Genomic DNA, 12,872 nt, shown 5'->3' with positions numbered 1-12,872 from the left:
GCTAAGCGGGTGTCCGACTGCGCGCGCCACCTGGGGGGATGTCTGCTCGCCCGCGCGCCGGATCTCTTGGTTCGATGAAAGCGGGTGCCTGTATGAAACCTGACTTGGGATTTTGTTTCGGGGTCTTTGTTGCGCCCCTTTGTTCCCGTCCTCATCGTGCTAACAGGGATGCCATGGGAATTCATGGTTGGCAACAACTTTCTGCGCCAAAACGCTACAGGATATTGATCTCACCCCCTCCTCAAAACAACATAATGTGGTGAGATTGGATGATGTGACGCTTTCCCTAGATACATTCCTTCACGCCCACACAATATATTGTGATCTCGGGAACCAGGCCAAACTTCCCACGATTTCCCCGATTTTTTTCGCAATATCATGCCCACCACCCCGAATTCCTACCGAATCTCCGGTGAATCATCAGGGAATCGGCCATGAATCGCCCCTGTCCCATGGGTGATTCGGCAAAAATGAGCGCATGGTCCCCCGAATTCCCGTGACCGGCCCCACCCCCCATTGAAAAACGGCCACCCGTTCCCACGGATGGCCGTCCAGATCAGATATGAAAGGTCAGGTCAGGCGTTCACGTCCACCACGACCCGGCCTTTCACCTGCCCTTTCAGGATATCGCGGCCCAGCCCCGGCAGGTCCGACAGGGTCGCCGGCTGCACCATCGCCTCCAGCTTGTCCATCGGCAGGTCCTTGGCGATCCGCTCCCACGCGCGCACGCGGTTCTCATAGGGCTGCATCACGCTGTCGATCCCCAGCAGGTTCACCCCCCGCAGGATGAACGGCGTGATCAGCGCCCCCTCGATCGCCGCGCCCCCGGCCAGACCGATCGCCGCGACCGAGCTGCCATATTCCATCTGCTTGAGCACCCGGCCCAGCATCGCGCCGGCCACGGCATCCACGCAGCCGCCCCAGGTCTCCGCCTCCAGCGGCTTCTTCGTGACCTCCGTCAGCTCCTCGCGCGGCACGATCCGGCTGGCGCCCAGCCCCTTGAGGTACTCCTCCTGCTCCGGCCGCCCGGTGACCGCCGCCACCTCGTGGCCGAGATTGGCCAGGATCGCCGTCGCCACGCTGCCCACGCCGCCCGCGGCCCCGGTCACCAGGACCGGCCCGCTCTTCAGCCCCTGGTCCTCCAGCGCCATCACCGCCAGCATCGCGGTCAAACCCGCGGTGCCCACCGCCATCGCCTGCCGCGTATCAAGGCCATCCGGCAGCGGCACCAGCCAGTCGGCCTTCACCCGCGCCTTCTGGGCATAGCCGCCCCAATGCGCCTCGCCCACGCGCCAGCCGGTCAGAACCACCTTGTCGCCCGGCTTGTAGCGGTCATCGTCGCTCTTCTCGACCGTCCCGGCAAAATCGATCCCCGGCACGTGCGGATATTTCCGTACCAATCCGCCGCCCGGCCCGATGCACAGCCCGTCCTTGTAGTTCACCGTGGAATATTCCACCGCCACCGTCACATCCGCCTCGGGAAGATCGGCCTCACCGATCTGCTTCACCTCGGCGGATGTCTTGCCGCTTTCCTCGTCCTTCTCGACGACCAGTGCGTTGAACATGTCTCGCTCCTTTCGTGACAGGGCCGGCGGCCCCGCTTCATCTTGCCAAAAATATTCCGGGGGAGACGTTGAAGGCCCGGCGGGCCTTCAACGGCGGGGGCAGCGCCCCCTCCCCGCTCTCAGTTCCAGAACGCGGCCTGAACCTCGGCCGGCCGCACCCCGTCGGGCGTATGTACCTCGACGATATCGCCCGCGTCCCAGTGGGTCAGGCGCACCATGCCGATGGCGACATTCGTATCGAAATCCGGGCTCCACGCGGCCGAGCTCACCCGCCCCACCGTCTTGCCCCGCGCCGTCACCGGCCACCACTTGTCGCAGACCGGCACCTTCGGCCCCTCGATCGACAGCGCCCTGATCTGCTGCACCGGCCCTTCCTTCGACACCCGAAGCAGCGCGTCGCGCCCGATGCAGCCCACGGCCGACTGCGTGTTGCAGAACCGGCCCAGCCCGCATTCATGCGGGGTGTTGTCGTCGGTCATGTCGTTGCCATAGCTCAAGAGCCCGCTTTCCACCCGCTCGATCAGGTTCGGACAGCCCGCATGCACGTCCAGGTCCTTCCCCGCCTCCATCAGCGCGTTCCACAGCGGCATCCCGGCATCGGTGCCATCCACGTAGATCTCGTACCCGCCCTGCTTGGAATAACCCGACCTTGCCACCACGTGGCTCCGCCCCTGGAACTCCAGCGGCGCGAACCGGAAGAACCGGATATCCCTTGCCTGATCGCCAAAGACCCGCGCCATCAGCTCCTCGGCCTTGGGCCCCTGCACCGCCAGGGGCGAGATATCAGGCTCGTCGATCAGCACGTCCAGCCGCCAGCCCTGCGCCACGCCGTTCACCCAGAACAGCAGGTCACTGTCGGCAATCGAGATCCAGAACCGGTCCTCCGCCAGCTTCACCGCCACCGGGTCGTTCAGCATGCCCCCGGTCTCGTCCACGATCGGCATGTAGTAGCACTGCCCCGGCAGCATCCCCCTCAAATCCCGTGGAGTCAGCATCTGCATCAGCCGCCCGGCATCGGGCCCGCGCAGCTCCACCTGCCGCTCACAGGCCACGTCCCAGACCTGCACCGCCTGCTTCAGGTGATGGTAATCCTCCTCGACCGAGCGAAAGACCGTCGGCAGAAGCATGTGATTGTAGACCGTGTAGGCCTTCACCCCCGCCGCCTCGACCCCTTCCGAGAACGGCGTCCGGCGCAACCGGCGCGACGGCGACAAAAGCGGCGCACCCATCGAGCTCACTCCTCGTCCGGCATGATGAACAGGTCGGTGACCGGCGCCTTCAGCCCGGTCCTCGTCATCATCGCGTGCACCTGCCCGCGGTGATGGGTCTGGTGGTTGAACATATGCACCACGCAGGGCGCGATCTGCTTCGTCACCTCGCGGCCCAGCGCGCCCGAATAGAACCGGAAACTCCCCGTCAGGCCGACCGCGTGCACCTCCGCCGCCCAGCGCGAAATCATCCCGTCCACCCGGAACCGCTCGGCGCTCCACGCGCCCAGGGTCGGGAACAGCTCCGTACTGTCCCCGATCCCGCCCTCCGGTTTCTCGCAGGACGGGTCGAACCGGCTCATCCACATCCGGTCCCCCCAGACAAGGTGGTTCAGCGTCCCCAGGATCGACCCGAAGAACGCCCCGTGATCCGCCTTCAGCGCCTCCAGCGGCACGCCCTCCAGCGCCTTCTCGATCTGGCGGTTCTGCCAGGCGTTGTAACGCGCCATCAGGCGGCAATAGTCCGGCGTGATCATGGCCACCGCTCCCTACTTGGGCCCGCCCCAGTCGATCGGGCAGATCTCGGCCGACTTGCCGCCGAAATCCCAGATGCGGCCGTAATCCCGCACCCGCGATTTCGTCCCGCGCGCAGCGATGATGTCGGGGCCCATCCAGTATTTCGAATTCGAGATCATCACCGGGTGATCCGGGCTCGCCCCGTCGATCATCTCGATCTCGCCCTGAATTTTTCGCCCGATATAGAGGCCCCGCCGCTTGCCCTCGCGGACAATCTCGACCTTCTCGCGCTCGGCCCCCACGATATCGCTCACCAGCATGGTGAAAAGGCCCGTCGTTCCCCCGGCCGCGCCCGAGAAGATCTGCAGGATGCCATTATACGCCTTCCCGCTCGCCCGCTCGTCCACGTAGGCGGCCACCTTCCAGCCCCCCTCGGCCATCCGCCCCGGGATCTCGACCATCAGGCCCACGTTCAGCCCCGACAGGTCCTCCCCCTCGTAATGCCCCTCGTCGATGGCAATCGCCATCCACGCCTTGCAGTCGCCTTCCGTCGGCGGGTGCTTGCCCAGGCTGACGACACACGGACAGAACAGCTCGCATGAGCAGTTCAGGAACAGCTCGCCCTTGATCTTCCATTCCGTCGGCGTCATCTTCCGCCGCTTGGGGTTCGCCATCCGGTTGTCGATCCGCTGCGAGATCGGCAGCTTGTCGGCATCCTGCCTGCGTTTCAGGGCCATCTCTTTATCCTCCCGTCACAAACGGCCAGGCCAGAACCACCAGCCCGCCCGCGATAAGTACCATGCCCATCGGCTTCACCACACGGTGGCCGATCTGGGGCAGTTTTTCCAGAACCATGAACAGCGTCGCGAGGCCCATCCACAGAAGGCTCATCATGCCCCCGACAAAGCCCAGCGCCATGAACCCCCAGCAGCAGACGGCACAGAACGCCCCCAGCCCCAGCCCCATGCGCAAGCCGCCCAGCGCGCCCGGCCGCCAGTGGCCGAGGTAATAGCTCATCGGGCTGTGGCACACGCCGTGGCAGACCTCCTTCGTCCGGGTGAACTGGAACGCCCCCACGGCGATCAGCAGCCCGCCCGACACCAGCATCGACTTCGGTATGCCCAGCATGTCGATCACCCCGCCGAAGAGCAGCGCCAGCTGCACCCCCGTAATCGCGGCGGCAAATCCGATCCATACGATCGCGTATCCCGTCAACACGCCCAGCCAGCCGCCCCAGCTTCCATTCGCCGAAATCATGAGGTCTTCATATGCCCGCAGCGTCGGCACCAGCGTCGGCAGCATCATAGCCGCCATCATCACCGCCCACATGGCAAACAGCGGCCAGAACTCGGCCATGGGCATGTACATGTCCATGCGCGGGTCCATCGCGGCCATCCGCTTTGCCATTTCGCCCGGCCGCCCGATCAGGTCGAGATCCATGCCGATGGCCATCTGGTAGAGCCACCACCAGGCGGCCAGGATCCCGGCGAAGAAGGCCAGCCACAAAAGGCTGCGAAGCGGCATGGCAAAAGTGTCGCGCATGGGCCTCCCTTCCCGACTCGTCCCTTGCGGGGAAAATGTCAGACATTTAAATGTAAGACAAATGGAAACTGCGAAACCCCAGAAAGCCGACCTCTCGGCCCAGATTGCGCAGGCGATCCGCGACGCCATCGTCGAGGGGCGGATGATCACCGGCGAGCGCCTGCCCTCCGAGGCCGAGCTGGCCGAGCAGTTCAACGTCTCCCGCCCCACCGTGCGCGAGGCCCTCAAGCGCCTCGCCGCCCAATCCCTGATCCGCACCCAGCGCGGCGCCTTCGGCGGCGCCTTCGTCAACCGGCTGTCCTATGAAGAAGCCTACGGCCAGCAGATCACCACCTCCACCCTGCTCCTGTCGATGAACGGCGTCAGCTTCGAGACCGCCTGCGAGGCCCGCTACGCCCTCGAACGCGCCTGCACGCCGCTCGCCGCCGCCCGCCGCGCGCCTGATCACCTCGCCACCATGCGCGCCGAGATCCACCGCCAGGGCCAGCCCGGCCTCTCCGACGAAAGCTTCTGCGCCTCCGATGTCACCTTCCACCGCGCCCTCGTCGACGCCGCCGGCAACCCGGTGCTCAGCTACCAGCTCGCCGGCGCGGTCGAGGCGATGCAGCCGCTCATGAACATGATCACCTTCACCGCCCGCTCGCGCGAGGCGATCGTCGCCTTCCACACCCGCATCGCCGACGCCATCGAGGCCGGCGACAGCACCGCCGCGGAAACCGCCCTCGAGGAACTGGCCGCCTACACGCTGAACCTCGGCCGCAACGTCATGGAAGCCCGCGCCGCCAGATGATTGAGGGGCCAGCCCCTCAAGCTCCCCGGGATATTTCCAGCCAGAAGAAACATGGCACACCCCACGCTTCTTCTGGCCCCAAATATCCCCGCCGGAGGCTCCCGCACTTTCAGCCTATAACAGGTGCCCGGATTTCTTCGCCTTGGTCGCCAGGTACGCCCGGTTATGCGCCGTCTCGCCCACCTTCAGCGGCACCCGCTCGGCCACCTCGATGCCGTTCTGTTGCATCATCGCGATCTTCGCCGGGTTGTTGGTCAGCAGCCGGACCGCCGAGAACCCCATCCGCGACAGGATATCCGCCCCGATCCGGAAATCGCGCTCGTCATCCTCGAAGCCCAGCCGGTGATTGGCCTCCACCGTGTCGAACCCCTGGTCCTGCAAGCTGTAGGCGCGCATCTTGTTGGCCAACCCGATCCCCCGCCCCTCCTGGTTGAGATACAGAAGCACACCGGCCCCCGCCTCGCCCATCTGCGCCAGCGCCCCGCGCAGCTGCGGGCCGCAGTCGCATTTCAGCGATCCCATCAGGTCACCGGTAAAACAGGCCGAATGCAGCCGCGCCAGCACCGGCGCGTCCCGCGGCGGCTGGCCGATCTCGATGGCATAATGCTCCTCGCCGCCATCCTCGGGCCGGAAGATATGCAGCTTGCCCGCCTCCGACACCTCCAGCGGCAGCCGTGCGCTCACCACCGGGTGCAGCGGGCTGGCCGCCTCCAGCAGCGGCGCCGCCGCAACGCCGTCCACCACCGTCAGCCGCCGCTCCTGCGAGAAGGACGCGGCATTCTTGAGCGGCAGCACCAGCACCGCCGGCAACAGCCGCGCGGTCTTGGCCAGCTTCAGCGCCAGTCGGTGCAGCCCGGCCTCCCCGCCCCGCTCCGACACCAGCGGGCCCTTCATCGGCGTGCGCAGGTCGTCGGCCGGGTCGGCCACCCCCAGCACCCAGGCCAGCCCCGCATCCGGCGGCAACACGATCCGTGCGAGATCCCCGTCATAGGGCCGCGCCTTCAGCGTCTCGGCCCGCCGCGCGCTGATCACAACCACCGGCGGCCCGCCCAGCGCCCGGATATCCGCCAGCCGCGCGGCATCCAGCGTCTCCGCCGCCAGTACCAGAAGCGCGCCCTCGGGGCCCGTCAGCACCACCGGCACGCCCATACGCAGGTCGCTGCGCGCCCGCGCAAGGATTTCGGTCAGGTCAGGGGCTAGGCTCATGCGGTCACATCCCGGCGCGCGAAAGTTGAAAAACGGATGTAGCGTCTTTTGCAACGAATTGAAACAATTGGCCACCCTGTAACACTTGGCCGTGAACGTCCTGTCATATTCCTTGCCCCGCCCGGCGCGTCGGCACACATCTGCCGAAACGACACGAGGTTACCGATTATGGCACAGCTCAAGAAAATCCTTCTGGTCGACGATGACGAGGACCTGCGCGAGGCGCTCGGCGAACAACTGGTGATGACCGAGGATTTCGACGTCTTCGAGGCCGGCAACGGGTCCGAGGCGATGCAACGCGTCAAGGACACGATCTACGACCTGGTGATCCTCGACGTCGGGCTTCCCGACACCGACGGGCGCGAGCTCTGCCGGCTGATGCGCAAACAGGGCGTCAAGGCGCCGATCCTGATGCTGACGGGCCATGACGGCGACGCCGACACCATCCTCGGCCTCGACGCGGGCGCCAACGACTACATCACCAAGCCCTTCAAGTTCCCCGTCCTGCTGGCCCGCATCCGCGCCCAGCTCCGCCAGCACGAGCAATCCGAGGATGCCGTCTTCCAGCTCGGGCCGTACACCTTCAAACCCGCCATGAAGCTCCTGCAGACCGAGGACGACAAGAAGATCCGCCTCACCGAGAAGGAGACGAACATCCTCAAGTTCCTCTACCGCTCGACCGAGGGCGTCGTCCCCCGCGACGTGCTCCTGCACGAGGTCTGGGGCTACAACGCCGGCGTGACCACCCATACGCTCGAAACCCACATCTACCGCCTGCGGCAAAAGATCGAACCCGACCCCTCCAACGCCCGCCTCCTGGTGACCGAATCCGGCGGGTATCGGCTGCTTGCCTGAACGGAACCCGGGGACGCCATTGAACCCGCCGCATCAGGCGCCTAGATGACGTCCAAGCCGTCACATGTGCGGTCAATCACATGTACCTCCCTGTTGGACTGCCCCGGCCATTGCGCCGGGGCTTTTTTTGTGCGTGAGACAATCACCCAAAGCGGCGCCTTCCCCGTGGAACCGAGACGCCGGGCTGCATAGGCGCAACATCGGCACCATTCCACCGACACCCCCCTCCCGCCGCGTCACCGTTTGGCATATCCGCCCCGCGCCCCAATATCGGGACCAGCAACCAAAGGAGCCTCCCGATGAAACAGGTGATCCATGAAGAGTTCGGCGACCCGGCCCAGGTCCTGCGCTGCGTCGAGACCGAAGACCCCGTCCTCGGCGCCAGCGACGTCCGGGTCGAGGTGCTCCGCGCCCCCATCAACCCCTCCGACCTGATCCAGATCGCCGGGCAATACGGCGTCCGCCCCGACCTGCCCGCCGTCGCCGGCAACGAGGGGCTGGGCCGCGTCATCGACGCGAATGGCACCGAACTGAAAGAGGGCCAGCTTGTCCTCCTCCCCGCCGGCAGCGGCACCTGGGCCACCGAGATCGTCGCCGGCGCCGGCAATTTCGTGCCCCTCCCCGACGGCGACCTCGACCAGCTTGCCATGCTCGCCATCAACCCGGCCACGGCCTACCTGCTGCTCGACGATTTCGCCGACCTCGCGACAGGCGACTGGATCATCCAGTCCGCCGCCAACTCCGCCGTCGGCGCCTACGTGATCCAGCTCGCCCATGCGCGCGGCCTGAAAGTGGCCTGCGTCGTCCGCCGCCAAAGCGCGGTGGCCGGGCTGAAGGAGATGGGCGCCGATGCCGTCCTCGTCGATGGCGACACCCTCCCCCGCGACGTGGCCCAGGCCACCGACGGGGCGCCCATAAGCCTCGCCCTCGATGCCGTCGCGGGCGAGACCATGGCCCGCCTCGCCGCCACCCTCGCCCCCGGCGGCACACTGGTCAGCTACGGCGCGATGTCCATGGCCCCCGCCCCGCTCGACGCCAAGGTGCTGATCTTCTCGGGCATCACCCTGCGCGGCTTCTGGCTCGCCCAGTGGTTCGAGGACTCCACCCCGGAACGTCGCAGCAAGGTCTACGGCGACCTCACCGCGCTGGTGGCCTCCGGCAAGCTCAGCGCGCCTGTCGACCGCCACTTCGCCCTCGAGGACATCGCCGAGGCCGCCGCCTACACCGCCGCCGGCGAACGCTCCGGCAAGGTGCTGCTGGCGCCCAACGGCACCTGACTGCCGTCAGCTGTCAATGCAGGAAAAGTTGAAACGGTGCAGGTCGGAAGCGGCCTGCGGCCCGAGGTAGCTGACACTCACGCTGTCATTGCGCCCGTCAAGCCGCAGCGCCTGCCCCGGAATGACATTGGCGGCGTTGGACTGTCCGTCCTGCGACACGGTCATGTAAACATGACCGGGGCTGGATGAGCGTGTCACGGCGAAGGTGAACCGCGACGGGCACAGGGTCATGCCACCGGTCAGCGGCAGGACGAAATCCGCCTGCGCGCTCTGCCCGGTACTGGCCAGCTCGCTGGCCTTGGCGCTGGCCAGCCGTTCGGTGTACCGGTCCGCCTCGCTCGCCAATTGCGAAATCTCCGGCCGCAGCCCCTCCAGCTCCCGCATCACCGTCTCGGCGGCGGCCAGGAAGGCCTTCGCCTCCTCGCCATCACTGCCCACCTTCGACAGGTTCGCCTCCATCACCACCAGCTTCTCGCCGATCGTGTCGGTCTTGGCGTTGATCTGCTCCCGCAGCACCTGCGCCCGGATCATCTCCTGGTCCGGGAAGAAGGTCCGGTACGCACTGTCGAGCAGCAGGTTCCCGAACCAGCCCAGGCAGAACAGCAGCAGCCCGCTCAACACGGACAGGAATGGATTCGCCTCGATCACCGAGGTCACGCGGTGCACAAAGCCGTTGATGCGACCCTTCGATGCCACTGTCTGCGGGGTGTCCGGTGCTCCGGATGGTGCCGTCTCGGCCATGCGCGTCTCTCCGAATGACTTTTCTGAAAATACCTTCGCAAACCTATGGCCGCTTTTACGCAGCGGTCAATTCCAATCCATCCGCCACCACACCCTGCGCCCCCGAAAATTCCCCGCCGCCCCGGGCTGGACGTTTCCGGCCCCGGCCTTTACCTCTCCCGCGACTGACAGCGGAGACGTGCCCCATGCCCTTCACCCTCGCCACCTGGAACATCAACTCGGTCCGCCTGCGCGCGCCCATCGTCTGCAAGCTCCTGAAAGAGGAAGCGCCGGACGTGCTGTGCCTCCAGGAATGCAAGAGCCCGGTGGAGAAGATCCCCGCCGAGATGTTCGCGAACCTCGGCTACACCCACATGATCGCCCGGGGGCAGAAGGGCTATAACGGCGTCGCCATCCTCTCGAAACAGCCGATCGAGGAAGTGGGCGTCCACGACTTCGCGAAACTCGGCCACGCCCGCCACATCGCCGGGCGACTCGAGAACGGCACCGTCATCCACAATTTCTACGTCCCCGCCGGGGGCGACGTGCCCGACCGCGCGGTGAACGAGAAGTTCGGCCAGAAGCTCGACTACCTCACCGAGATGCGCGACTGGTGCCGCGACGACGCGCCCGCGAAATCCATCCTCGTGGGCGACCTCAACATCGCCCCGCGCGAGGATGACGTCTGGTCGCACAAGCAGCTCCTCAAGGTGGTCAGCCACACGCCCGTCGAGGTCGAGCACCTCTCCGACGTGATGGAGGCCGGCGGCTGGGCCGACGTCACCCGCGCCGACATCCCCGACGGCCAGCTCTACAGCTGGTGGTCCTACCGCGCCCGCGACTGGGACGCCGCCGACAAGGGCCGCCGGCTCGACCATATCTGGGCCAGCCCCGATATCGCCAATGCCGGCCATTCCAGCCGCATCCTGCGCGCCGCCCGCGGCTGGGACAAACCCAGCGATCACGCCCCGGTTTTCGCCACCTTTGACCTTTGACTTCACCGCCCCCGTCCACATATTGGGGGCAACATAATTCCGATGGAGACGACAATGCTGGAACTGGGCCAAAACCAGAATACCGCCGCCGCTGGCGGCGACCTGATCAAGGATGTCTCCGAGGCCGACTTCATGGCCGAGGTGATCGAAGCAAGCCAGACCGTGCCCGTGATCGTCGATTTCTGGGCCCCGTGGTGCGGCCCCTGCAAGACGCTCGGGCCCGCTCTCGAGGCCGCCGTGACCAAGGCCAAGGGCGCGGTCAGGATGGCCAAGGTGAACGTCGACGAGAACCAGATGATCGCGGGGCAGCTGCGCGTGCAGTCGATCCCGACGGTCTACGCCTTCTGGCAGGGCCAGCCGATCGACGGCTTCCAGGGCGCGGTCGCCCCCTCCGAGATCGACGCCTTCGTCCAGCGCGTCGTGGGCCAGTCCGGCGGTGACGCCAGCGGCGGGCTCGACGAGGCGCTCGACGCGGCCGAGGAAATGCTCGACCAGGGCGCGGCCACCGACGCCGCCCAGACCTTCGCCGCCATCCTCCAGGAAGACGACAAGAGCGCCCGCGCCTATGCCGGGCTCGTCCGCGCCCACATCGCCATGGACGACCTGGAGCAGGCCGAGGCGATCCTCAACGGCGCGCCCGCCGAGATTTCCAAAGCGCCCGAGCTGGAAGCCGCCCATGCCGCGCTCGACCTCGCCAAGCAGGCGGCAGGCGCCGGCCCGGTGGGTGAACTGACCGCCGCGGTCGAGGCCAACCCCGACGACCACCAGGCCCGCTTCGACCTCGCCCAGGCCCTGCATGCCAACGGCCGCACGCAGGAAGCGGTCGACCAGTTGCTCGACCTCTTCCAGCGCGACCGCGAATGGAACGACGAGGCCGCCAAGCAGCAGCTTTTCACCATTTTCGACGCCCTCAAGCCGAACGATCCCATCGTCCTGAATGGCCGCAGAAAATTAAGCTCGATGATATTTGCCTGAGCCGGTGAACAGGCTAGGTTGACTCCCATGTTCAACCAGGCCGATCTTCCCGACGTGATCCCGGTCTTCCCACTGACCGGGGCACTTCTTCTTCCGCGCTCGAGGCTGCCGCTGCACCTGTTCGAGCCGCGCTACCTGGCCATGCTCGACGACGCGCTGAAATCGCCCGGGCGGCTCATCGGCATGGTCCAGCCCAGCATGGCGCCGGGCAAGAAGGATTGCGACCGTCTGCAGGCGATCGGCTGCGTCGGCCGGGTGACCCAGATGTCGGAAACCGAGGACGGGCGCTACATGATCACGCTCACCGGCATCTCGCGCTTCCGCGTGCTGGAAGAGGTCGACGGCTTCACCCCCTACCGCCGCGCCCGCATCTCGTGGGACGGGTTCGACCGCGACCTCGGCCCCGCCGACACCGATGACGGCTTCAACCGGCAGGCCTTCATGAAACTGCTCGCCCGCTACTTCGAATCCCGCGAGTTGCAGACCGACTGGGACACCCTGAAAGAGGCCGATGACGAGCTGCTGATCAACTCGCTCTCGATGCTGCTGGGGTTCGAGCCGGAAGACAAGCAGGCCCTGCTCGAGGCGCCTTCGCTCACAACCCGCCGCGAAACGCTGGTCACGCTGCTCGAATACGCCCTGCGCGGCGGCGACGACAAGGAAATCCTGCAATGACCGAGACGCCCGAAACCCCGTCGAATTCCGCCACTGACCGCCACATGCTCGAGGCGCTGGTCTGCCCCCAGACCCACACCACCCTGCGCTACGACGCCGAGGCACAGGAACTGGTCAGCACCTCCGCCGGCCTCGCCTTCCCGATCCGCGGCGGCATCCCGGTGATGCTCATCGACGAGGCGCGCAAGCTCGACTGACGGCACTTCGCCTCGCGTGGGGGAGCCTCCGGCGGGGATATTTTCAGCCAGAAGAAACAAAGGGGCACCTAGTCCCGTAGGGTGGGTGCGAACCCACCGCGCGTCACTCCTCCTCGTCCGGGTCCGCCTTGCCCACGCCAAGGAACACCGACCGCAACGGCAGCATCCAGAGAAACCCCAGCACCACGAAGACCAGCAGTTCCACCAGCACCGGCAGCCCCTCGTAGCGCGCCCGCAGCCAGTCGGTGAAGTTCACCGCCACCACGATATAGATCGGCAGCCCGATCAGCAGCACCACCAGCGACCAGCGCCGCCTTGCCTTGTAGCTCAGCTTCGGCATGACACCCCGGC

At 66.3% G+C, this 12,872-nt stretch carries 15 protein-coding genes; 7 read left to right on the top strand and 8 right to left on the bottom strand.

The annotated features are described in order from the left end of the window. Positions 1–575 precede the first annotated feature (575 nt). The 5 genes from acuI to QUV18_RS11475 all read right to left on the bottom strand — a co-directional run bounded on the left by acuI (position 576) and on the right by QUV18_RS11475 (position 4,831). On the bottom strand, positions 576–1,565 hold the full coding sequence (acuI, locus tag QUV18_RS11495; RefSeq protein WP_300894064.1) for an acryloyl-CoA reductase: 990 nt from the start codon (positions 1,563–1,565) through the stop codon (positions 576–578). A gap of 119 nt (positions 1,566–1,684) precedes the next feature. Beyond that, positions 1,685–2,794: a dimethylsulfoniopropionate demethylase gene (locus QUV18_RS11490; protein WP_300894063.1), complete on the bottom strand. Its 1,110-nt coding sequence runs from the start codon at positions 2,792–2,794 to the stop codon at positions 1,685–1,687. Positions 2,795–2,799: 5 nt separating this feature from the next. Then, positions 2,800–3,309 (bottom strand): DinB family protein, encoded by a 510-nt coding sequence (locus QUV18_RS11485; RefSeq protein ID WP_300894062.1) that lies wholly within the window; start codon positions 3,307–3,309, stop codon positions 2,800–2,802. A gap of 12 nt (positions 3,310–3,321) precedes the next feature. Next, complete coding sequence (locus QUV18_RS11480) at positions 3,322–4,026, bottom strand: DUF1326 domain-containing protein (protein ID WP_300894061.1); 705 nt, start codon at positions 4,024–4,026, stop codon at positions 3,322–3,324. 4 nt (positions 4,027–4,030) lie between these two features. Further along, complete coding sequence (locus tag QUV18_RS11475) at positions 4,031–4,831, bottom strand: DUF2182 domain-containing protein (RefSeq protein ID WP_300894060.1); 801 nt, start codon at positions 4,829–4,831, stop codon at positions 4,031–4,033. A gap of 61 nt (positions 4,832–4,892) precedes the next feature. On the opposite strand from QUV18_RS11475, the gene QUV18_RS11470 reads away from it, so the two are divergent. After that, positions 4,893–5,621, top strand: a complete 729-nt coding sequence (locus QUV18_RS11470) for a FadR/GntR family transcriptional regulator (RefSeq protein ID WP_300894059.1) — start codon at positions 4,893–4,895, stop codon at positions 5,619–5,621. Positions 5,622–5,735: 114 nt separating this feature from the next. Here the strand turns inward: QUV18_RS11470 and ribA are convergent, their stop codons facing one another. Continuing rightward, on the bottom strand, positions 5,736–6,827 hold the full coding sequence (gene ribA / locus QUV18_RS11465; RefSeq protein ID WP_300894058.1) for a GTP cyclohydrolase II: 1,092 nt from the start codon (positions 6,825–6,827) through the stop codon (positions 5,736–5,738). A gap of 168 nt (positions 6,828–6,995) precedes the next feature. Here ribA and QUV18_RS11460 point away from each other — a divergent pair, with 168 nt between their 5' ends. Continuing rightward, the gene (locus QUV18_RS11460; protein ID WP_300894057.1) at positions 6,996–7,682 is read left to right on the top strand and encodes a response regulator transcription factor; all 687 of its coding nucleotides are present in this window, start codon (positions 6,996–6,998) and stop codon (positions 7,680–7,682) included. 299 nt (positions 7,683–7,981) lie between these two features. Next, positions 7,982–8,959 (top strand): zinc-dependent alcohol dehydrogenase family protein, encoded by a 978-nt coding sequence (locus QUV18_RS11455; protein ID WP_300894056.1) that lies wholly within the window; start codon positions 7,982–7,984, stop codon positions 8,957–8,959. 6 nt (positions 8,960–8,965) lie between these two features. Here QUV18_RS11455 and QUV18_RS11450 read toward each other — a convergent pair whose 3' ends face one another. Further along, positions 8,966–9,655: a hypothetical protein gene (locus QUV18_RS11450; RefSeq protein WP_300894055.1), complete on the bottom strand. Its 690-nt coding sequence runs from the start codon at positions 9,653–9,655 to the stop codon at positions 8,966–8,968. A gap of 230 nt (positions 9,656–9,885) precedes the next feature. On the opposite strand from QUV18_RS11450, the gene xth reads away from it, so the two are divergent. Genes xth through QUV18_RS11430 form a run of 4 tightly spaced genes read left to right on the top strand, consistent with a single transcriptional unit; the run spans position 9,886 to position 12,521 of the window. Further along, positions 9,886–10,674, top strand: a complete 789-nt coding sequence (gene xth / locus QUV18_RS11445; RefSeq protein ID WP_300894054.1) for an exodeoxyribonuclease III — start codon at positions 9,886–9,888, stop codon at positions 10,672–10,674. Between the two features lie 54 nt (positions 10,675–10,728). After that, entirely contained in the window at positions 10,729–11,649 is a 921-nt protein-coding gene (locus QUV18_RS11440; RefSeq protein ID WP_300894053.1) for a co-chaperone YbbN, read from the top strand. Positions 11,650–11,676: 27 nt separating this feature from the next. Next, complete coding sequence (locus QUV18_RS11435) at positions 11,677–12,324, top strand: LON peptidase substrate-binding domain-containing protein (RefSeq protein WP_300894052.1); 648 nt, start codon at positions 11,677–11,679, stop codon at positions 12,322–12,324. After that, the gene (locus QUV18_RS11430) at positions 12,321–12,521 is read left to right on the top strand and encodes a Trm112 family protein (protein WP_300894051.1); all 201 of its coding nucleotides are present in this window, start codon (positions 12,321–12,323) and stop codon (positions 12,519–12,521) included. Before QUV18_RS11435 ends, QUV18_RS11430 begins: the two co-directional genes overlap by 4 nt. Before the next feature lie 103 nt (positions 12,522–12,624). Here the strand turns inward: QUV18_RS11430 and QUV18_RS11425 are convergent, their stop codons facing one another. Further along, the gene (locus QUV18_RS11425) at positions 12,625–12,861 is read right to left on the bottom strand and encodes a DUF2842 domain-containing protein (RefSeq protein ID WP_300894050.1); all 237 of its coding nucleotides are present in this window, start codon (positions 12,859–12,861) and stop codon (positions 12,625–12,627) included. Positions 12,862–12,872 lie beyond the last annotated feature (11 nt).

The sequence above is a fragment of the Roseovarius sp. genome (assembly GCF_030373445.1).
GTDB lineage: Bacteria > Pseudomonadota > Alphaproteobacteria > Rhodobacterales > Rhodobacteraceae > Roseovarius.
The sequence above is the reverse complement of the archived record's forward strand: the minus strand, read 5'-3'. Positions and strand labels throughout refer to the sequence as shown.